Here is a 20624-nt window from a genome sequence, read left to right as displayed (position 1 = left end):
GGCCAATTTACGGTGTGCAGTGGCGATCCTGGCCGACGCCGTCCGGTGATCACATCGACCAGGTCAGCGCTGCGCTGCATTTGCTGCGCACCGATCCGAACTCTCGGCGCATCATCGTGTCGGCCTGGAACGTCGGCGAAATCCCGCAGATGGCGTTGCCGCCGTGTCACGCGTTCTTCCAGTTCTACGTCGCAGACGGACGACTGAGCTGTCAGCTCTACCAGCGCAGCGCCGACCTGTTCCTCGGAGTGCCGTTCAACATCGCCAGCTATGCGCTGCTAACCCACATGATGGCCGCCCAGGCGGGTTTGGAAGTCGGTGAGTTCATCTGGACCGGCGGCGACTGCCACATCTACGACAACCACGTCGAACAGGTTCGGATCCAGCTCGGTCGTGAACCGCGTCCGTATCCGGAACTCGTTCTGGCTCAAAGGGATTCGATCTTCGACTACAGTTACGACGACGTCATCGTCAAGAACTACGATCCGCACCCGGCGATCAAAGCGCCCGTCGCTGTATGAGCGTCGGCCTGATCTGGGCGCAGTCCACGTCCGGTGTGATCGGTCGCGGCGGCGACATTCCGTGGCGGGTGCCCGAGGACCTGGTCCGCTTCAAACAACTCACCATGGGCCACACGGTGGTGATGGGCCGGCGAACCTGGGACTCCCTACCGGCCAGGAACAGGCCGCTGCCCGGCCGCAGGAACGTCGTACTGAGCCGCCAGGCGGACTTCACCACCGACGGCGCAGAGGTGGCCGGTTCACTCGAAGAGGCCATGTCGAATTGCTCAAGCGAGCCCGAGAACTGGGTGATCGGTGGGGGCCAGATCTACGCGCTCGCGCTGCCGCGGGCCTGCCGCTGTGAGGTCACCGAGGTGGACATCGACCTACCACGCGACGACGAGGACGCGCTGGCCCCGGTACTCGACGAAGCGTGGCTGGGTGAGACGGGCGAGTGGCAGGTCAGCCGCTCAGGACTGCGATACCGGTTTCATAGCTACCTTCGTGCATGAGCCGTAACCGGCGGCACCTGACATACTCGACAGGGGTCGGTCTCATGGGGTCCACGAGCTTTTCCGGAAGGGGGATTTGTCGGTGATAACCGAACCCACAAAGACGTTCACTCGTACATTCAGGGGCTACGACCCGGCTGCGGTCGATGCGCACATCGAGATGTTGAGCACCAAGCAGCAGTTGCTGCGCGACGACGTCGAGAGCCTGAGAGCCCGGTTGAAAGAGTCCCGCGACGAAGTAGATGCGTTGCGGAGGGAGGTGGCCGTCCTGACGGACACCTCGCCGTCGCCACACGCGGTGCAACAGCGGATGGCGAAGATGCTGCGGCGTGCGGTCGACGAGGCTGCCGAGATGCAGGCGGAGGCGCGCGCCGAGGCAGAGGCGCTGATCGCCGAGGCCGAGGCCGAGGCCGAAGCCGCGCAGCGAAAGCACGAAGAGCAGCTGGCGGACATGGCCGCGCAGCTGAAAGCCCTCGAAACCGAGTATGGCGAAACCAAGCAAAAGCTCGACGCCGAGCTGGCCGGTATGCGGGCCAAAACTCAGTCGGAGATCGATCAGGCCTGGGAGGACGCCCGGCGCGAGACCGATCTCTATCGTGAGCAGGCTGAGCGTGCGGTGGCCGAGGCACGTCAGCAACGCATCAAGGTCCTCGAGCAGCTGATGGGTGTGTACCGCGACCTGGATGCCGTTCCGGCCGCTCTTGAGTCCGCGTACCACGAGGCAAAAAACGCAGCCGACACGAATTCAGTGGTGCCGTTGGACGAGAAAGTCGGTACGGGTTGATCTCGCGGCCGGTTGGTGTCGGACACGGCCGGTAATCTCAGCGCCGTGTCGACCCGGAACCGCAGGCTGACCGGCGAGCAGGCCCGACGGATAGCAGTTGCGGCCCAGGGATTTAGCGAGGCGCGGCCCAACGGCCCGATCACTCGTGCGCATCTGAAGCGGCTGATCGCGCGCATCCAAGTGCTGCAATTGGATTCGGTGTCGGTGGCGGTGCGCGCCCACTACGCGCCGGTGTTCAGCCGGCTCGGCCCGTATGACCGCGATGTGCTGGACCGGGCGGCTTGGGGCCCGGCTCCGGGCCGCCTGCTGGCGGAGTACTGGGCGCACGAGGCCGCGCTGATGGCCGTCGACGACTGGCCGCTGCTGCGCTGGCGGATGCGCGAATACCGGTACGGCCGCTGGGGCGCCCACATTGTGAAGGCCAACCTGAAGCTCGCCGACGAGATCGTCGCCGCTGTCACCGAACTCGGACCCAGTACCGCCGGACAGATAGAGGCGTACCTGTCAGCCGAGCCGCGGGGACGGAAAGGCCCCTGGTGGGGACGCAGTGACACCAAGTGGGTGGCCGAGGCGCTGTTCGCATCCGGGGTGCTTACCACGGCCACCAGGGTCGGTTTCGCCCGCCACTACGACTTGGCAGAACGTGTGCTGCCACCGGCAGTGCTGGCCCGTCACGTCGACGACGACGAAGCGGTGCGCGAGCTCACCCTGCGCGCAGCCACCTCGCTGGGCGTCGGCACCGAGGCCGATATCCGCGACTACTTCCGGCTGTCGGCGCAGCAGGTCAAGCCGGCCATCGCCGAGCTGCTGGCCGCCGGTGAGGTCGAGCGAGTCGACGTCGACGGCTGGCCGGCGCCCGGGTATCTGCGAGCCGGCCGCAGCGTGCCCGGGCTGGACCGCGGCACCGCGCTGCTGTGTCCGTTCGACCCGCTGATCTTCTTCCGGCCGCGAGTGGAACGGCTGTTCAACTTCACCTATCGCATCGAGATCTACGTGCCCGCGAGCCAGCGCCAATACGGCTATTACGTGTGGCCTTTCCTGCTGGACGGACAGCTCGTCGCGCGTGTTGACCTCAAGGCCGAGCGCGCCGCGGACGCGCTGCGCGTGGTGGGTGCGTTCGGGGAGCCAGACATACCGCGGGCCCGGGTAGCGGCGGCGCTGGGCAACGAGCTGGACACGATGGCGTCCTGGCTGGGCCTGGGCCGGGTCAGTGTGGCCGGCCGCGGCGATCTGGCCGCCGACCTGCGAACGGCAGCCAAGCGGGCCGGTTGATGAACGATCTCAAGGACACGCTGTGGAAGGCGGCGGACAAGCTGCGCGGCTCGCTACCTGCCAGCCAGTACAAGGACGTCGTTCTCGGGTTGGTGTTCCTGCAATACGTGTCCGACGCACATTGGAAGTCGTTGCGGGACAACGCCAAAGCCGCCAACATCGGTCAACTGATCGACCAGTCGATGCGGGCGGTGATGGCGGGCAACCCCGCGCTGGCCGGAATGCTGCCGCAGCTGTACGCAAATGTCGACCAACGCCGCCTCGGCGAGCTGGTCGCGCTGCTGGACAACGCGCCTTTGAACCGTCCTGGCCCGCGGCGCGCGCATGATCTGCTCGGTGAGGTCTACGAGTACTTTCTCGGCAACTTCGCTCGCACGGAGGGACGGCGGGGGGGCGAATTCTTCACCCCGCCCAGCGTCGTGCAGGTGATCGTCGAGGTCCTCCAACCAGCCAGCGGGCGCGTGTACGACCCGTGCTGCGGATCGGGCGGGATGTTCGTGCAGACCGAGCAATTCATCGTCGAGCGCGATGGAGACCCGCAGGCCGTCTCGATCTTCGGGCAGGAGAGCGTCGAGGAGACCTGGCGAATGGCGAAGATGAACCTCGCCATCCATGGCATCGACAATGCCGGTCTGGTTCGAGGCGACACCTTTGTCGACGACCGGCACTCCGGCGTCCAGATGGACTTCGTGTTGGCCAATCCGCCGTTCAACATCAAGGATTGGGCCCGCGACGAGCAAGATCCGCGTTGGCGCTTCGGCATTCCGCCCGCCGGCAACGCGAACTTCGCCTGGATTCAGCACATTCTTTCCAAACTGTCGCCGGACGGTAAGGCCGGCGTAGTGATGGCGAACGGCTCGATGTCGTCGAACGCCAGCGGGGAAGGGGACATTCGCGCGCGGATCGTCGAGGCGGATCTGGTGTCGTGCATGGTGGCGCTGCCCGGCCAGCTTTTCCGTAGCACCGGAATTCCGGTGTGCCTGTGGTTCTTCGACATGAACAAGATCGAGCGGTCCGGCCAGGTGCTGTTCATCGACGCTCGCAGCCTCGGGCATTTGGTGGACCGGACGGAGCGCGTGCTGACACGGGACGAGGTTGCCCGGATCGGCGAGATCTACCACTCCTGGCGCGGTTACACGAAAGGCCCTGCCTACCAAGATATTCCGGGTTTCTGTAGGACGGCGACGCTGGACGAGATCAGGGCCGCGGGCTACGTGCTTACACCGGGACGCTATGTGGGAGCCGCTGCGGCTGAGGACGACGGCGAGCCCGTGGCCGAGAAAATCGCCCAGTTGAAGAAGGAGTTGCTGGCGGCCCTCGACGAATCCGCATCGCTGGACAAGCTGGTGCGCGAGCAGCTGGAGCGCGCGTGACAAGACTGGGGGACCACCTCGACTTCTGCGCCGGATCCGCGCCGCCGGAGCGACGATCGACCGGGCGCTTTCCCGTCTACGGCTCCAACGGGCCCATCGGCTATGCGGCGCAACGCAATTCCCGTGGTCCGCTCATTGTGCTCGGCCGCGTCGGATCGTATTGCGGCAGCATGCACTACTGCGAATTCGATGTCTGGGTCACCGACAACGCGCTGGCTTGCCGGGCGAAGGACCCCGAGGAGACCCGCTACTGGTATTACGCCATGCAGACCTGCGCGCTCAACGAGCATCGAACCGGATCCGGGCAGTCGCTGCTCAACAAGAGAATCCTTTGCGACATTTCTGTTCGGGCCGCCCCGACGCGGGAGCGCCGGCGAATTGCCGAGCTACTCGGCTCCCTGGATGACAAAATAGCCGCCAACCGGCGCGTGATCGCCGCTGCCGAGGCCCTGATGGTGGCCATCGCCGCGTCAGTCTCCGATCATGTGCCGCTGTCCAGCCTGGCGGCGCGGTCGACGGCGTTCGTCAACCCTGAGGATTTCGACCGCACAGTCGCGCACTTCAGCTTTGCGGCTTTCGACGACGGCGCGACACCCGCGCTCGTTGGCGGTACGTCGGTGAAGAGCGGCAAGTTTTTGTTGACGGCGCCGTGTGTGCTGTTCGCAAAGCTGAATCCCAACACACCACGAACGTGGAATGTGGTCAGCCTTCCGCCGGAAATGGCCTTGGCGAGTACGGAGTTCGTCGTGCTGCGGCCCATCGCTGTCGACACCTCGGCGCTGTGGGCCGCCGTTCGACAGCCCGGCGTTTCGCAATCGCTGCAACAGCAGGTCGCCGGGACGTCCGGAAGTCGTCAGCGCGTCCGGCCGCGTGATCTGTTGGAGGTTCGTGTGCGGGACGTAAGGCGGCTGTCCAGTGCGGCATCGCGGTCGCTCACCGACCTGGGCCGGCTGTGTCAGGCGCGACGCGCCGAATCCATCCGGCTGTCCGCCTTCCGGGAGGCGACGCTGCCGCTGTTGACGTCGGGTGAGGTCACCCTGCACTGAGGGCGTCGGCGGCGACTCAATGCCCACCCCGTACGCAGGCTCGGCGCCACCAGCGCAGGCTCGACCGCTGGTCGGCGGTTAAGGTGAGCGCCGTGGCCGAGACCGCGCCGCTACGGGTGCAACTGATTGCCAGGACGGAATTCCTGGCGCCGCCGGACGTGCCGTGGACCACGGACGCCGACGGCGGCCAGGCGCTGACCGAGTTCGCCGGCCGGGCGTGCTATCAGAGCTGGTCCAAACCCAATCCCAGGACCGCGACCAACTCCGGCTACATCAAGCACATCATCGACGTCGGACACTTCTCGGTGCTCGAGCATGCGACCGTTTCGTTCTACATCACCGGTATCTCGCGCTCCTGCACACACGAACTGATCCGGCACCGGCACTTCTCCTACTCGCAGCTGTCGCAGCGCTATGTCCCGGAAAAAGAGTCAAAGGTCGTGGTGCCGCCGGGAATGGAGGACGACCCGGAGCTGACGGAGATCCTGACCGCCGCCGCCGACGTCAGCCGCGCCACCTATACCGAATTGCTGGCCAAGCTGGAGGCAAAGTTCGCCGACCAGCCGAACGCGCTTTTGCGCCGCAAGCAGGCCCGTCAGGCCGCGCGCGCGGTTCTGCCGAACGCCACCGAAACCCGCATCGTCGTGACTGGCAACTACCGGGCATGGCGGCACTTCATCGCCATGCGGGCCAGCGAGCACGCCGACGTGGAAATTCGTCACCTGGCCATCGAGTGCCTGCGCCAGCTCGTCGGCGTCGCGCCGGCAGTGTTCGCCGACTTCGAGGTATCCACGCTTGCCGACGGCACCGAAGTCGCCACCAGCCCTTTCGCCACCGAAGCCTGAGCGGCGTGCTGACCGCGAGCGTGCGCGAATGTACGGTCCCGGCGGCGTGTCCCGGTACGAACACGCACGCTCGCGCTGCCGAAAACGAATTTGGCCCCGCCGGGTAATCTTGGGAACCGTGACTACCGTCGGATTCGACGCCCCAGCGCGGCTGGGAACCCTACTGACCGCGATGGTCACACCGTTCGGCGCCGACGGATCCGTCGACACCGCCGCCGCGACGCGTCTGGCGAAGCACCTGGTAGACGCCGGCTGCGACGGCCTGGTGGTTTCCGGAACCACCGGCGAGTCGCCGACCACCAGCGACGACGAGAAACTGCTCCTGCTGCGGACCGTGCTGGAGGCGGTCGGCGACCGGGCCCGCGTCATCGCCGGGGCGGGCACCTACGACACCGCGCACAGCGTCCGGTTGGCAAAGGCCTGTGCGGCCGAAGGCGCACACGGGCTGCTGGTCGTGACGCCCTATTACTCAAAGCCGCCGCAGACCGGGCTACAGGCGCATTTCACCGCCGTCGCCGACGCCACCGAGCTCCCGGTGCTGCTCTACGACATTCCCCCGCGGTCGGTGGTGCCGATCGAGCCTGCCACCATTCGCGCGCTCGCGTCACACCCCAACATCGTCGGCATCAAGGACGCTAAGGCCGACTTGCACAGCGGCGGTCAGATCATCGCCGAAACCGGGCTGGCCTACTACTCCGGCGACGACGCGCTGAACCTGCCATGGCTGGCGATGGGTGCAATCGGCTTCATCAGCGTGATCTCGCATTTGGCCGCGGGCCAGCTGCGAGAGTTGTTGTCCGCCTTCCAATCCGGCGACGTCGCCACCGCGCGCAAGATCAACAACACCCTGGCGCCGCTGTGCGACGCGATGAGCCGGCTGGGCGGAGTGACATTGTCCAAGGCGGGACTGCGGCTGCAGGGAATCGAGGTCGGTGATCCCAGGCTTCCGCAGGTAGCCGCGACACCGGAACAGATCGACGCGCTGTCCGCCGATATGCGTGCGGCGTCGGTGCTCAGGTGAGGCGCCAGTGATCCAAACGGCGGCCCGGCAGTGAACGAAGACCTGGTCCCACCGGGCCCTCTGGCCGCGGGCGGATTGCGGGTCACCGCGCTGGGCGGCATCAGCGAAATCGGCCGCAACATGACGGTTTTCGAACACCTGGGCCGGCTGCTGATCATCGATTGCGGGGTGATGTTCCCGACCCACGACGAGCCCGGTGTCGACCTGATCCTGCCCGACTTGCGCCACATCGAAGACCGCCTCGACGACATCGAGGCGCTGGTGCTGACCCATGCGCACGAAGACCACATCGGGGCCATCCCGTTTCTGCTCAAGCTGCGACCGGATATCCCGGTCGTCGGCTCGAAGTTCACCCTGGCGCTGGTGGCCGCGAAATGCCGGGAGCACCGGCTGAAGCCGGTGTTCATCGAGGTCGCCGAGGGGCAGAGCAGCCGCCACGGCGTGTTCGAGTGCGAATACTTCGCCGTCAACCACTCGATCCCGGACGCGCTGGCCATCGCCGTCTACACCGGCGCCGGAACCGTGCTGCACACCGGTGACATCAAGCTCGACCAGCTGCCGCTGGACGGTCGGCCCACCGACCTGCCCGGCATGTCCCGGCTCGGCGATGCCGGGGTGGACCTGTTCCTGTGCGATTCGACCAACGCCGAGCACCCCGGGGTGGGCCCGTCGGAAAGCGAAGTGGGTCCCACCCTGCACCGGCTGATCCGCGGCGCAGACGGGCGCGTCATCGTCGCGTGCTTCGCCTCCAACGTGGACCGGGTGCAGCAAATCATTGACGCCGCAGTGGCATTGGGACGGCGGGTCTCGTTCGTCGGCCGATCGATGGTGCGCAACATGGGCATCGCGCGGGAGCTGGGCTTCTTGCGGGTGGGCGATTCCGACCTGATCGACATCGCCGCCGCCGAGATGATGGCGCCCGAGCAGGTGGTGCTGATCACCACCGGCACCCAGGGCGAGCCCATGTCGGCGTTGTCGAGGATGTCACGAGGCGAACATCGCAGCATCACGCTGACGGCGGGAGACCTCGTCGTGCTCTCGTCGTCGCTGATCCCCGGCAACGAGGAGGCGGTCTACGGGGTCATCGACGCGCTGTCCAAGATCGGGGCCCGGGTCGTCACGAACGCCCAAGCGCGAGTGCATGTTTCGGGTCACGCCTATGCCGGTGAGCTGCTGTTCCTGTACAACGGGGTTCGCCCGCGCAATGTCATGCCGGTGCACGGGACCTGGCGGATGTTGCGCGCCAACGCCAAGCTGGCGGCGAGCACAGGGGTGTCGCCGGAGTCAATTCTGTTGGCGGAGAACGGCGTCAGCGTGGACCTGGTGTCGGGGCGGGCTTCGATTGCCGGCGCTGTGCCGGTCGGCAAGATGTTCGTCGACGGGCTGATCACCGGCGACGTCGGAGATATCACCCTGGGCGAGCGCCTCATTCTGTCGTCGGGCTTCGTGGCGGTGACCGTGGTGATCGAACGCGGCACCGGGCGTCCGGTCGGCGCGCCGCATCTGACCTCGCGCGGGTTCTCCGAAGACCCCAAGGCACTGGAGCCGGCGGTGCGCAAGGTGGAAGCGGAGCTGGAATCGCTGGTGGCCGCCCACGTCACCGATCCGGTCCGGATCGCCCAGGGGGTGCGCCGGACGGTCGGCAAGTGGGTCGGTGAGACGTATCGCCGGCAGCCGATGATCGTGCCTACGGTCATCGAGGTCTGACGTGGCGATCGCGAGCGCGGCGGAGCCGGGCGAGGCGGGTCGCCACCATTGGGTCTAGTGGCGATCGCGAGCGCGGCGGAGCCGGGCGAGGCGGGTCGCCACCATCAGGTCTAGTGGCGATCGCGAGCGCGGCGGAGCCGGGCGAGGCGGGTCGCCACCATCAGGTCTAGTGGCGTCAGGTCTTCTCCGCGTACGCCGACCACTCGATCTGTGATGCCTCGAGCTTGCGGCCGGTGGGCTGGATGTAGCGTTGCATCAGGTCGTCGGGCCCAGCCTGCTCCAGCAGCCGCCAACCGTATCCGGCGAGAAAATCCGGCACCTCCTCGGGCAGTAACCCGAAGTGCCACAGGTGCTTTCGCTGGCGCACGGAGCGATACAGGGTGCGGGTGCCGTACCGGTTGGTGCCGTCGATGAAGTCGCGGCGGACGTACGTGAACACCATTCGGCTGCCCGGCGCCGTGGGGCGCAGCCCTTCCAGCGTCGCCCGGACAGCATCCTCGGTGAGGTACTGAGTGACACCTTCCCAGATGAAGAAGACTCGGTAGTCGGTCCGGTAGCCGTGCTCGGCCAGCGCGGTGAGCAGGTCGTCATGCTCGAAGTCCAGGGCCACCAATCGGACCGAGAGCGGGAGATCGCCCAGCACCCGTCGTACCGTTTTGGCCTTGCGGGCGATGTTGACCGGCAGGTCCACCTCGAAGACCGGTTTGCGGATTCGTCGCGTCAATTGGTAGGCGCGGGTGTCCAATCCGGCACCCAAGACCACGACCGCATCGATGTCTTCGACCGCCTCGGCGAGCTTGTCGCCGATGAAACGCTTGCGACAGGCCAGATTGGCCCACAGACCGCGGCCGGTCCACTCCGACGCGCCGATGAATGCGCGCCGTACGCGGGCCGGGCGAGTCGCGAGGACGAGCAGCCGCAACGGGATTGGCAGGAACAGTTCGGCGAGGTCGTCCTCGACCAGGCGTTGACCGGGTGGCTCGTGCTGCTCGACGGCCGTCAACACCATCGGGCCGAAGGCGGTCTGCGCGGCTGGGTTTCGGCTCATGGTCAGCGCTTGTTCACGCAGCCGGCATCGACCGGCAGGGTGACGCCGGTGATGTAGCGGGCTTGGTCGGACACCAGCCATGCGACGGCGTCGGCGATGTCGTCGGGCTGCATGATCTGCACAGGCAGCGCGTTGGCGTTGCCCTGGGCTGCGCCCTCGGCGGCCAGGTCGGCGAGCCAACTGCGGGTGAACTCGTTGTTGATCATCGGCGTGTCCACGCCCGACGGATGTATCGAGTTTACCCGGATGTTGTGCCGGGCAAGCAGATTGGCGTACAACCGCATCAAACCCACCAATCCGTGTTTGGCGGCGGTGTAGCCGATAGAGCCGGCATCGGCGCTGCCGATGCCGGCCAGTCCCGCCGCCGAACTGATCAGCACGATCGACCCGCCGGTACCCTGCTCGACCATCGTCGGCACCGCAACGTCGACGGTGTGGTAGGCGCCGGTGAGGTTGACGTCGATGACGTCGTCCCAGGCGTCGGCGGACTGCATGGGCGCGATTCCGGCGTTGGCGATGACGATGTCGAGGCGACCGAACTCGTCGAGGCCCGCTTGCAACGCGTCGGCCAGCGATTCGCGGTTGCGGACGTCGGCTTGTCTGGCCACGATGCGCGCCCCGGTGTCCTCGACGAGCTTGACCGTTGCCGCGAGGTCCTCCGTAGTCCCCAGCGGGTAGGGAACGCTGGCGATCGGCTGGCACAGGTCGACGGCGATCACGTTCGCGCCCTCGGACGCCAGCCGAACCGCATAGGCGCGACCCTGGCCGCGCGCGGCGCCGGTGATGAAGGCGACTTGGCCCTTGAGCGGACCTTCCAGCGGCCGGCCCATCAGGGGCGGAGCTGACCCTTGCTTGAATCGCCCGCGGGGATGGGCTCGAGCATCTTGATGTCCGGCGGTCCGGCCAGGTGCTCGCCGGCGGCGGAGAACATCTTGCCCACCGCGGGTGCGGTGCTGTGCGCCTTGAGCGCCTCAGGATCGGCCCACTGCTCGACGAAGACAAAGGTCTCGCCGGTCTGGTGCAGCGAGTACAGCTGACAGCCCGGTTCGTCGTGCACCTCTTCGACCGCGGTGGTGAGGATGTCGCGGACGGTGTCGACCGACTCGGGCTTGACGGTCAGGGTGGCGACGACGACGACGGGCATAGTGGAGCCTCCTGTGGCGGCGAGCGGTGGCGGCGGGATCGACGCTGGGTCAACGTTTGTCACCCTACTCACGGATTCTGCCGACGGGACGAGCACATGGGCGGAGGAGCTTGCCGTTACCAGTGTGGCGGTTGGTGCATATGAGGTAATTGCGACTAGGCTTGCCCCCATGGCTAGTAAGACCGCTGCCCGCTCCGGATCACGAACGAGCAGGTCACGGGCCACTTCGCGAACCGCTTCACGAGGTCGCACCCGCGGTGCGCGGCCGGCGGCACCTCGCAAAAGGCCGGTACGGCGCCAGTCTCGGTCCGTGCTGGTCTCCGCCGGCCTTGGGTTCGGCCGGGCGGCGCGCGCGACATGGCTGATGGCGGCCAGGGGCACGGGCAGCGCTGCGCGCTCGATAGGCAGGGCCCGCGACATCGAACCGGGGCATCGCCGGGACGGAATCGCGCTGGTCCTGTTGGGCCTCGCCGTCGTCGTCGCCGCAAGTTCGTGGTTCAACGCCGCCAGGCCGATCGGTGCGTGGGTGGACATGGTGCTGAGGACGTTCATTGGCTCGGCCGTCGTGGTCCTTCCCGTGGTCACTGCGGCGGTCGCGATAGGTCTGATGCGCACGCAGCCCAATCCCGATGCGCGCCCCCGGCTGATCCTTGGCTCAAGCCTGATCGCGCTCTCCTTGCTGGGCCTGTGCCACTTGTGGGCGGGATCGCCGGAAGCGCCGGCTGCACGCCAGCGGGCGGCCGGATTCATTGGTTTCGCCATCGGCGGGCCGCTGTCGGATGGGTTGACGGCCTGGATCGCGGCGCCGCTGTTGTTCATCGGCGCGCTGTTCGGCCTGCTGCTGCTGACCGGGACGACGATTCGCGAAGTGCCCGATGCGATGCGTGCCATGTTCGGCACCCGGCTGTTCCAGCGTGAGTGCGCGGACGACGAGTTCTACGACGAGCAGGACGACGCGGACATCCAAGAAACCCCGCGCGAAGACTTCTCCGACGGCTACTACGACCAGTCCCTCGACGAGGAGCCGCAGGCCTGGCCGACGGCCGACGCCCCCGAAATCGAGGACGACACACCCACGGTTCCGGACCCATTGGTGGCCCGCAGAAAGCGTGGCCGCGGACGTAAACAAAGCGCCGGGCCAATCGAGGGTCTCTACACGTTGCCACCGCTGGACCTGCTGGTGGCCGGCGATCCGCCCAAGAAGCGCAGCGCGGCCAACAACCACATGGCCAGCGCCATCGGCGAGGTGCTCACCCAGTTCAAGGTCGACGCCGCGGTCACCGGCTGCACCCGTGGACCCACCGTCACCCGCTACGAGGTCTCGCTTGGGCCCGGCGTCAAGGTCGAAAAGATCACGGCGCTGCAGAAGAACATCGCCTACGCAGTGGCCACCGAGAGCGTGCGCATGCTGGCGCCGATCCCCGGCAAGTCCGCGGTCGGCATCGAGGTGCCCAACACCGACCGGGAGATGGTCCGGCTGGCCGACGTGCTCACCGCGCCGTCGACCCGCCGCGACGACCACCCGCTGGTGATCGGCCTGGGCAAGGACATCGAAGGCGACTTCATCTCGGCCAACCTGGCCAAGATGCCGCACCTGCTGGTCGCCGGCTCCACCGGATCGGGCAAGTCCAGCTTCGTCAACTCGATGCTGGTGTCGCTGCTGACGCGCGCCACGCCGGAAGAGGTCAGGATGATCCTGATCGATCCGAAGATGGTGGAACTGACGCCGTACGAGGGCATTCCGCACCTGATCACGCCGATCATCACCCAGCCGAAGAAGGCCGCGGCCGCGCTGGCGTGGCTGGTCGAGGAGATGGAGCAGCGCTACCAGGACATGCAGGCGTCTCGGGTGCGCCACATCGACGACTTCAACGACAAGGTGCGATCCGGCGCCATCACGACGCCGCTGGGCAGCCAGCGCGAGTACCGGCCGTACCCCTACGTCGTCGCGATCGTCGACGAGCTGGCCGACCTGATGATGACCGCGCCGCGCGACGTCGAAGACGCCATCGTGCGGATCACCCAGAAGGCCAGGGCCGCCGGCATCCACCTGGTGCTGGCGACTCAGCGCCCGTCGGTCGACGTCGTCACCGGCCTCATCAAGACCAACGTGCCCTCCCGGCTGGCCTTCGCGACGTCGTCGCTGACCGACAGCCGGGTGATCCTGGATCAGGCCGGCGCGGAAAAGCTCATCGGCATGGGCGACGCCCTGTTCCTGCCGATGGGTGCCAGCAAGACCGTCCGGCTGCAAGGCGCGTTCATCACCGACGAGGAGATCCACGCCGTCGTCAACGCCTGCAAGGACCAGGCCGAGCCTGAGTACACCGAGGGCGTGACCACCGCCAAGCCGACCGGCGAGCGCACCGACGTCGACCCGGACATCGGCGACGACATGGACGTGTTCCTGCAGGCCGTCGAGTTGGTGGTGTCCAGCCAGTTCGGCTCCACGTCGATGTTGCAGCGCAAGCTGCGGGTGGGCTTCGCCAAAGCCGGCCGGTTGATGGACCTGATGGAGACCCGTGGCATCGTTGGGCCCAGCGAAGGGTCCAAGGCCCGCGAGGTGCTGGTCAAGCCCGACGAGTTGGCCGCGACGCTGGCCGCGATCCGCGGTACCGGTGCGGACAGTTGCGACGAGCAGTAGCGCCTATGTCAGCTACTGCTCGCGCTTACAAAACCAGCAGCATTCGGGAATTGCCCAGGATGTTCGGCTTGACGTAGCTCAGATCGAGGAATTCGGCCACCCCGATGTCGTAGGAGCGGCACATCTCTTCGAACACCTCCGCGGTGACCGGCGTGCCCTCGATCTCGGTAAATCCGTGGCGGGCGAAGAATTCCGTCTCGAAGGTCAATACGAACAGGCGCTTCAGCTCCAGCTCACGCGCGACCTCGAGCAGCCGGTTGACGATGGCGTGGCCGATACCGTGGCCGGTGATGGCCGGATCGACTGCGACGGTGCGAATTTCGCCGAGGTCGGACCACAGCACGTGCAGCGCTCCGCACCCGACCACATGCCCTGGTTGTTCGGGGTGTTCGGCCACCCAGAATTCCTGCACGGCCTCATACAACGTCACGAGGTTCTTCTCCAGCAGGATCTTTCCCGCGTAGGTGTCGACGAGTCGTTTGATCGCGGGAACGTCGGATGTTCGCGCACGCCGAACCAGCGGCCGGTGATCCCCTGGGCTTTCGGTCACGGGTAACAGTATCGACATCAAGGACGGTTCAGCTGGTCGACCGTTATTCTGTTGCCGTGTCGGGGCAGCCTCAAGTGAGTTCTGTAGGGGGCCGCGCCCGCATCGCCAACCTGGCTAACGGGCTGACCGGTCTGCGGCTGGTGATGGTGCCGATTTTCCTGTTCGCACTGTTTTACGGGGGCGGCCACGTCACGTCGGCACGCATCGTGGCGTGGGCGATTTTCGCCGTTGCCTGCTTCACCGATCGATTGGACGGTCAGCTGGCGCGCAACTACGGCATGGCCACCGAATTCGGCGCGTTCGTCGACCCGATCGCCGACAAAGCCCTGATCGGCTCGGCATTGATCGGACTGTCGATGCTCCACGACTTGCCGTGGTGGGTCACGATATTGATTCTTACCCGCGAGGTTGGCGTGACGGTATTGCGGTTGTCGGTTATTCGGCGGGGCGTCATTCCCGCGAGCTGGGGCGGCAAACTGAAGACCCTGACTCAGGCGGTGGCGATCGGCCTGTTCGTCTTGCCGCTTTCGGGTGCGCTGCACGCGTCGGCGGTAGTCGTGATGGCCATCGCGATCATCCTCACGATCGTCACCGGCATCGATTATGTGGCCTCCGCGGTGCGGGAAGTTCGCCAGACACCCCGCTGATCGGGGAACCAACACCACCGCTGCCCGCGTTGACCTGATGACCGTTGCTTTCGGATGCCGGCGTGACCCGAGCGTGCAGGCGCTTTAGACACTGCAGGCGTTTTAGACACAGAGGAGAGCTCCATGGCCCTATTGGTGCGGGAGGTCATCGGCGACGTGCTGCGCCGGGCCCGGATGTCGCAGGGCCGGACACTGCGGCAGGTGTCCGACTCGGCGCGGGTGAGTCTCGGATATCTGTCGGAGGTCGAGCGCGGCCGCAAGGAGCCCTCCAGCGAGCTGCTCAACGCTATCTGCGACGCGCTGGAGCTCCCGTTGTCGGCGGTGCTCATCGGTGCCGGTGAGCAGCTGGCCCGCGAGGAACACGCTGCTTACACCGAGCCGGCCAAACCGGCAGGCGGCCCTGCTATCGACGCCAGCACGAAGGTCGTCATCCCGCCTGTCGTGTCGCTGGCGGTGGCCTGAGTGCCCAAAGAGGCGGCGCAGACAAGCAGAAGCGCACGAAGGGTGGGGAGATCGCCGCTGACGCACTAAATTGAGCGGCAGGGTAAGCAGCCCACACAGGCACAGCACAAGGCAACCGAACCGAAGGCGGAGCTCACACATGGCCAATCCGTTCGTCAAAGCGTGGAAGTACCTCATGGCGCTGTTCAACGCCAAGATTGACGAGCACGCCGACCCCAAAGTGCAGATTCAGCAGGCCATCGAGGAAGCGCAACGCACCCACCAGGCGCTGACCCAGCAGGCGGCACAGGTGATCGGCAACCAGCGCCAACTCGAGATGCGGCTCAACCGGCAGTTGGCCGACATCGAGAAGCTGCAGGTCAACGTGCGCCAGGCGCTGACATTGGCGGACCAGGCCACCGCCGCCGGAGACGCCGCCAAGGCCGTCGAGTACAACAACGCCGCCGAAGCGTTCGCCGCCCAGCTGGTGACCGCCGAGCAGAGCGTCGAAGACCTCAAGACGTTGCACGACCAGGCTCTCGGCGCGGCGGCCCAGGCCAAGAAGGCCGTCGAGCAGAACGCGATGGTGCTGCAGCAGAAGATCGCCGAGCGCACCAAGCTGCTCAGCCAGCTCGAGCAAGCGAAGATGCAGGAGCAGGTCAGCGCGTCGCTGCGGTCGATGAGCGAGATCGCCGCACCGGGCAACACCCCGAGCCTGGACGAGGTGCGGGACAAGATCGAACGTCGTTACGCCAACGCGCTCGGGTCGGCTGAGCTTGCGCAAAGCTCTGTTCAAGGCCGCATGCTCGAGGTTCAGCAGGCCGGCGTGGAGATGGCCGGTCATTCCCGGTTGGAGCAGATCCGCGCCTCGATGCGCGGGGAAGCGTTGCCGACCGGTGGTGCGGCGCCCGGCACCCCGGCGACGCCGGCAGCCGCCGACCCCAGCCGCGGGACGGTCGCTGAGAAGCCGTTTGGCCAGTAGTCACACGGAGGGTCCCAGATGACGGTGAAAACGATCCAGGACGGGCAATGGCGCGAATTGCTCCGGCGCGGCTTTGACACCGTGGGGGATTGGTCCGACCTGGTCGCCGCGAAGGTCAACGCCGTGATCGATCCGCGCGCGCGGTGGCTTCGCCGTCGTCGTCGAGCCTTGCGATGGGGGCTGATCTTCAGTGCCGGCGTCGTGTTCTGGGGACTTGTGACGACGTTGCTGGCGTCGTGGAGCACACCGTTCTGGGTGTTGCTGATCACGCTGCTGATCGCCGCTGGCGAAGCCATTCCGGCAACGCTGTTGTTGCTTCGCTACCGCTGGCTGCGCAAGGAACCGTTGCCGGCGCCGCGGCCAGCGAACATCCGCCGGCTGCCCCCGCCCGGCTCGGCGGCGCGGCCCGCGATGTCCGCGCTCGGCGCCTCCGAACGCGGGTTTTTCTCGCTGCTGGGCGTCATGGAGCGCGGGGCGATATTGCCGACGGCCGAAATCCGTGACCTGACGGTCGCGGCCAACCGGACATCAGCGGCCATGGCGGCCACCGCCGCCCAGGTGGTGTCGATGGAGCGCGCGGCGTACTACGCCGAATCGTCGCGGTCACATCTGGCGCCCACCATCAACGCCTACACCGCGCAGCTGAGCGAAGGCGTTCGTCAGTACAACGTAATGGTCACCGCCGCAGCGCAATTGGTGTCTTCGGCGAACGGCGAGGCGGTTCCCGGCGCCGTCGGGTTCTCTCAGCAGCGTTACCGCGCGGAGCTGGTCGACGCCACCGACCGGCTGGTCGGCTGGGCGCAGGCCTTCGACGAACTCAGCGGATTGCAACGGCACTAGCGGCGATCGCAAGCGCGGCGTAGCCGGGCGAAGCGGGTCGCCGCCATCGAGACTAGCGGCGATCGCAAGCGCGGCGTAGCCGGGCGAAGCGGGTCGCCGCCAACGGCACTAATCCTCGGGCCGCGGACCATACCGTTCGATGTACGCCTGGTGCAGATGAGCATCGCGCTGACGGGCGCGTTCGTTGACGAGCTCGGGATTCAGGCCGTGGACCCGCAGCATGTGCTGGCGCCAGATCTTGTTGAGCGCATGCGAGAAGTACACGAACGGAATGAGAATCGGCAACGTCATGCTCAGGTGGACTTCGAGCGTCGTCGGGATCAGCCAGAACGGCGCCAGCACCAGCACGGCGGGAACCGCAACGCGGATCATCATTCGGGCGGTTGCGCCTTTGCCCGCCAGGTCGTTTCGCACCCAGTCCAGCATTGAGTCGGGCAGCCGCGCCCCATAGCAGTAGCGGATGTATTGGATCGCGTTCGGCTTGGTGCGGCCGGTGTCGGAGCTCATGGGCTAGAGGGTCGCCCGCAGCGGCGGCACCACCACGGCGACCAGGCCGCGAAGCGTTGCCTTGAGCATGTCGTAGACGTCGACGTAGTCGCGCCACAGCGTGATCCGTCCGTCGCGGAGCTCGAAGATCCCGCAGGCCCAGAACTGGATGCGCAATGGCCCGACGATCAGCGCGTCGGTTCGTTCGGTGAGCACCGCATTGCCGTCGGCGGCGATGCGGTGGATCTTCACCTCGAACCCGATGCGGCCCTGCATCCTGCTCAGCAGCTTCGCCGTTCGGCGCCCGCCACGGATGCGGGACAACCCAACGTTCTCGTAGACGAGGTCGTCGGCGAACAACGCCTCGATGGTCTCGAAGTCCTCGTCCTGCAAGGCGTTCAGGAAAGCCTCGACCGTGCGGGTGTTATCGGTGGTTGTCTGTGTCAGCTCGGTCATGGTCGCCAGCGTATTCGTCTATGGCAGGGTAGGGCGAGTGCGCGTCGCGGTGGTCGCCGGGCCGGATCCCGGGCACTCCTTTCCCGCGATCGCGCTGTGCCAGCGCTTTCTGGCGGCGGGCGACCAGCCCACGCTGTTCACCGGCGTGGAATGGCTCGAGGCCGCGCGCGGTGCCGGAGTTGAGGCCGTCGAACTGGACGGGCTGGTGGCCGACGACGAAGATCTGGACGCCGGCGCCCGGATCCACCGCCGGGCCGCCCGGATGGCGGTGCTGAACGTACCGGCGCTGCGCGACCTGGCGCCCGATCTGGTGGTGTCCGACGTCATCACCGCGGGCGGTGGCATGGCCGCCGAGCTGCTGGGCATCCCGTGGATCGAACTCAACCCGCATCCGCTGTACCTGCCGTCAAAGGGCCTGCCGCCGATCGGCAGTGGCCTGGCGCCGGGTACCGGTATCCGCGGCCGGCTGCGAGACGCCGCTATGCGGGCGCTCACCGCACGCTCCTGGCGCGCGGGCCTGGAGCAACGTGCGATGGTGCGGGTCGAGATCGGGCTGCCTGCGCGAGACCCGGGGCCGCTGCGACGGCTGATTGCCACGTTGCCAGCCCTGGAAGTGCCGCGTCCGGACTGGCCGTCCGAGGCGGTGCTGGTGGGTCCGTTGCACTTCGAGCCGACCGATCGGGTGCTGGAGATTCCCGCGGGCGCGGGGCCTGTGGTAGTGGTCGCGCCTTCGACGGCATTGACCGGGACGACCGGACTGGCCGAAGTCGCCCTGCACTGCCTGACACCGGGCGACACATTGCCGCCGGGATCGCGGCTGGTGGTATCGCGGCTTGGCGGCGCGGATCTGACCGTGCCGCCGTGGGCGGTGGTGGGACTGGGGCGCCAGTCCGAACTGTTGACCCATGCCGATCTTGTGATCTGTGGCGGGGGCCACGGCATGGTGGCCAAGACGCTGTTGGCCGCGGTGCCGTTGGTGGTGGTTCCCGGCGGTGGAGACCAATGGGAGATGGCCAATCGCGTGGTGCGTCAGGGCAGCGCGCGGCTGATCCGGCCGCTGACCGCCGATGCGCTGGTGGCAGCGGTGGGGGAGGTGCTGTTGTCGCCGCGATATCGCGAAGCGGCGCGAGCAGCTGCCGCCAGTGTCGGCGGGGTCGCTGATCCGGTCGCGGTGTGCCGTGCTGCGCTTGCCGCTGGGTATGTTGGCTGACGTGCGGCTGACGGAGTTCCACGAGCGTGTCGTCCTGCGATTCGGCACGGTATACGGCGCATCGGTGCTGGTCGACCACGTGCTGAGCGACTTCGGCGGTCGTACCGCCGCACAAGCGATCGAGGACGGCGTGGATCCCCGTGACGTCTGGCGGGCGTTGTGCGTCGATTTCGACGTGCCCCGCGAACAGTGGTGATGCTGGTTTGCGGATCGACCCTGCGTCCAGGGCTGCCGGCGGGCTGGCTTGGGCGCTCTCAGCGCAGTTTCGGCGCCATGGCCGCAGCCTCGGTTCGCTAGCCCGAGCCCGGTGCGCGGTCGAACACGCAATCGCCGCACAGTGAACCGCCCGGGGTGCGGTAATAGAGGCAGCAGCTGTTTCGCCGGAAGCCCAGATCCGGGTCGGTGATGGTGCCGGACCCGGCCAGGTCGCCGGTATTCAGCAGGGCTTCGGCGATGGTGACGATCTCGCGGCGCAGGTCGGGCCGTGCCGAAAGCAGCGCCGTCGACGCTCCGACGAGCGCGGACGCGATGTTGCCCGTCAACAACCTGGGCGCCACCTTGACCGGCATACCGGCGGCCAGTGGCTTCATATGTTGTTCTACGACAAGGCGATACAACAGGTCCGCCGATGGTGAGCGGACGGCTTCGCCGACGGGCTCGGGCAGGCGCAACTGCGTCCCGTGGTCGGCACGCTGCAGGTCCGTCAGATCTGGGATGACGCCGTGGGCCACCACGCACGCGAGAACGGGGGACCACAGCCGGGCGGCATGGCCGAGGTGAACCAGCGAAGCGCCGACGCGCAGGTCGGTGACGCGGTAGCGCCGGACCGTGGCGTCGATCAGGTCGACGCAGCCGTCGGCGTAGGACTGGCGGACCGGATGCCATCCCGTTGCGTCGCCGCCCACGGTCAGCGCGAAAAACCCGCCGTAGGACGATATTTCGGCCAGCTCCGTAGAGATGTCGATGCCGGACCGCTCCTCCCGAGGGAAATCCGCCGCTGTTTCGGTAGCTGATACTTCCACACACCATCGCTACGGCGTGTCTGACTTGTATCGAACAGGTGTTCGTCTACTGTGGGGACCATCGGTGGAACCGATTTGTCGGACCCCACGCCTAATG

23 protein-coding genes are annotated in these 20624 nt (G+C 66.8%); 16 read left to right on the top strand and 7 right to left on the bottom strand.

Annotated features, from left to right (window positions below):
• The 9 genes from thyA to A5791_RS15225 all read left to right on the top strand — a co-directional run.
• The coding region (thyA, locus tag A5791_RS15265) for a thymidylate synthase (RefSeq protein WP_067238240.1) at window positions 1–521 on the top strand (521 nt) is incomplete at its 5' end.
• Window positions 518–1012, top strand: coding sequence for a dihydrofolate reductase (locus A5791_RS15260; protein WP_067238182.1), 495 nt, complete (start codon window positions 518–520; stop codon window positions 1010–1012). The genes thyA and A5791_RS15260, both read left to right, overlap by 4 nt.
• An 82-nt stretch (window positions 1013–1094) precedes the next feature.
• Window positions 1095–1796 carry a DivIVA domain-containing protein gene (locus tag A5791_RS15255; RefSeq protein WP_067238178.1) on the top strand — a complete coding sequence of 234 codons (702 nt, stop codon included), beginning with the start codon at window positions 1095–1097 and terminating at the stop codon, window positions 1794–1796.
• Between the two features lie 45 nt (window positions 1797–1841).
• Window positions 1842–3068 (top strand): winged helix-turn-helix domain-containing protein, encoded by a 1227-nt coding sequence (locus tag A5791_RS15250; RefSeq protein WP_369828076.1) that lies wholly within the window; start codon window positions 1842–1844, stop codon window positions 3066–3068.
• Window positions 3068–4441 (top strand): type I restriction-modification system subunit M, encoded by a 1374-nt coding sequence (locus tag A5791_RS15245; RefSeq protein WP_067238172.1) that lies wholly within the window; start codon window positions 3068–3070, stop codon window positions 4439–4441. Before A5791_RS15250 ends, A5791_RS15245 begins: the two co-directional genes overlap by 1 nt.
• On the top strand, window positions 4438–5487 hold the full coding sequence (locus tag A5791_RS15240) for a restriction endonuclease subunit S (protein WP_067238168.1): 1050 nt from the start codon (window positions 4438–4440) through the stop codon (window positions 5485–5487). Before A5791_RS15245 ends, A5791_RS15240 begins: the two co-directional genes overlap by 4 nt.
• 92 nt (window positions 5488–5579) lie before the next feature.
• Window positions 5580–6332, top strand: coding sequence for an FAD-dependent thymidylate synthase (gene thyX / locus A5791_RS15235; protein WP_067238237.1), 753 nt, complete (start codon window positions 5580–5582; stop codon window positions 6330–6332).
• Window positions 6333–6450: 118 nt separating this feature from the next.
• Complete coding sequence (gene dapA / locus A5791_RS15230; RefSeq protein WP_067238164.1) at window positions 6451–7353, top strand: 4-hydroxy-tetrahydrodipicolinate synthase; 903 nt, start codon at window positions 6451–6453, stop codon at window positions 7351–7353.
• Window positions 7354–7383: 30 nt separating this feature from the next.
• Entirely contained in the window at window positions 7384–9060 is a 1677-nt protein-coding gene (locus tag A5791_RS15225; protein WP_067238161.1) for a ribonuclease J, read from the top strand.
• Window positions 9061–9235: 175 nt separating this feature from the next.
• Here the strand turns inward: A5791_RS15225 and A5791_RS15220 are convergent, their stop codons facing one another.
• From A5791_RS15220 to A5791_RS15210, 3 genes are read right to left on the bottom strand one after another with little or no spacing between them, the layout of a single operon-like run.
• Entirely contained in the window at window positions 9236–10108 is an 873-nt protein-coding gene (locus tag A5791_RS15220; RefSeq protein ID WP_067238158.1) for an SAM-dependent methyltransferase, read from the bottom strand.
• A 2-nt stretch (window positions 10109–10110) separates the two neighbouring features.
• A complete protein-coding gene (locus A5791_RS15215; protein ID WP_067238153.1) occupies window positions 10111–10938 on the bottom strand; it encodes a mycofactocin-coupled SDR family oxidoreductase in 828 nt (275 codons plus the stop codon).
• Window positions 10938–11252, bottom strand: a complete 315-nt coding sequence (locus A5791_RS15210) for a putative quinol monooxygenase (RefSeq protein WP_067238151.1) — start codon at window positions 11250–11252, stop codon at window positions 10938–10940. The genes A5791_RS15215 and A5791_RS15210 overlap by 1 nt, the downstream gene beginning before the upstream one ends.
• A gap of 169 nt (window positions 11253–11421) precedes the next feature.
• Here A5791_RS15210 and A5791_RS15205 point away from each other — a divergent pair, with 169 nt between their 5' ends.
• Window positions 11422–13893, top strand: coding sequence for a DNA translocase FtsK (locus A5791_RS15205; RefSeq protein WP_067238147.1), 2472 nt, complete (start codon window positions 11422–11424; stop codon window positions 13891–13893).
• Window positions 13894–13918: 25 nt separating this feature from the next.
• On the opposite strand, the gene A5791_RS15200 is transcribed toward A5791_RS15205, so the two are convergent.
• A complete protein-coding gene (locus tag A5791_RS15200; protein ID WP_197504698.1) occupies window positions 13919–14443 on the bottom strand; it encodes an amino-acid N-acetyltransferase in 525 nt (174 codons plus the stop codon).
• Between the two features lie 56 nt (window positions 14444–14499).
• Between A5791_RS15200 and pgsA the strand changes: the two genes are divergently transcribed.
• The 4 genes from pgsA to A5791_RS15180 all read left to right on the top strand — a co-directional run bounded on the left by pgsA (window position 14500) and on the right by A5791_RS15180 (window position 17353).
• Window positions 14500–15090 (top strand): CDP-diacylglycerol--glycerol-3-phosphate 3-phosphatidyltransferase, encoded by a 591-nt coding sequence (gene pgsA, locus A5791_RS15195; protein WP_067238141.1) that lies wholly within the window; start codon window positions 14500–14502, stop codon window positions 15088–15090.
• Between the two features lie 123 nt (window positions 15091–15213).
• Window positions 15214–15552 (top strand): transcriptional regulator ClgR, encoded by a 339-nt coding sequence (gene clgR, locus A5791_RS15190; RefSeq protein ID WP_067238138.1) that lies wholly within the window; start codon window positions 15214–15216, stop codon window positions 15550–15552.
• A gap of 139 nt (window positions 15553–15691) precedes the next feature.
• Window positions 15692–16513 (top strand): phage shock protein PspA, encoded by an 822-nt coding sequence (gene pspA / locus A5791_RS15185; protein WP_067238134.1) that lies wholly within the window; start codon window positions 15692–15694, stop codon window positions 16511–16513.
• Window positions 16514–16531: 18 nt separating this feature from the next.
• On the top strand, window positions 16532–17353 hold the full coding sequence (locus A5791_RS15180; RefSeq protein ID WP_067238131.1) for a hypothetical protein: 822 nt from the start codon (window positions 16532–16534) through the stop codon (window positions 17351–17353).
• A 108-nt stretch (window positions 17354–17461) separates the two neighbouring features.
• On the opposite strand, the gene A5791_RS15175 is transcribed toward A5791_RS15180, so the two are convergent.
• Both A5791_RS15175 and A5791_RS15170 read right to left on the bottom strand, forming a co-directional pair.
• Window positions 17462–17860 (bottom strand): DUF5313 domain-containing protein, encoded by a 399-nt coding sequence (locus A5791_RS15175; RefSeq protein WP_067238128.1) that lies wholly within the window; start codon window positions 17858–17860, stop codon window positions 17462–17464.
• 3 nt (window positions 17861–17863) lie between these two features.
• Window positions 17864–18295, bottom strand: coding sequence for a limonene-1,2-epoxide hydrolase family protein (locus tag A5791_RS15170; RefSeq protein ID WP_067238124.1), 432 nt, complete (start codon window positions 18293–18295; stop codon window positions 17864–17866).
• A gap of 37 nt (window positions 18296–18332) precedes the next feature.
• On the opposite strand from A5791_RS15170, the gene A5791_RS15165 reads away from it, so the two are divergent.
• Both A5791_RS15165 and A5791_RS15160 read left to right on the top strand, forming a co-directional pair.
• Entirely contained in the window at window positions 18333–19505 is a 1173-nt protein-coding gene (locus A5791_RS15165; protein WP_067238234.1) for a glycosyltransferase, read from the top strand.
• Complete coding sequence (locus A5791_RS15160) at window positions 19495–19701, top strand: DUF3046 domain-containing protein (RefSeq protein WP_067238230.1); 207 nt, start codon at window positions 19495–19497, stop codon at window positions 19699–19701. Before A5791_RS15165 ends, A5791_RS15160 begins: the two co-directional genes overlap by 11 nt.
• A gap of 97 nt (window positions 19702–19798) precedes the next feature.
• Here the strand turns inward: A5791_RS15160 and A5791_RS15155 are convergent, their stop codons facing one another.
• Entirely contained in the window at window positions 19799–20470 is a 672-nt protein-coding gene (locus tag A5791_RS15155; protein ID WP_067238227.1) for a (2Fe-2S)-binding protein, read from the bottom strand.
• Between the last annotated feature and the right edge of the window lie 154 nt (window positions 20471–20624).

The organism is Mycobacterium sp. 852002-51163_SCH5372311, from assembly GCF_001667115.1.
Classification (GTDB): domain Bacteria; phylum Actinomycetota; class Actinomycetes; order Mycobacteriales; family Mycobacteriaceae; genus Mycobacterium.
This window is presented reverse-complemented; position numbering and strand designations above follow the sequence as displayed.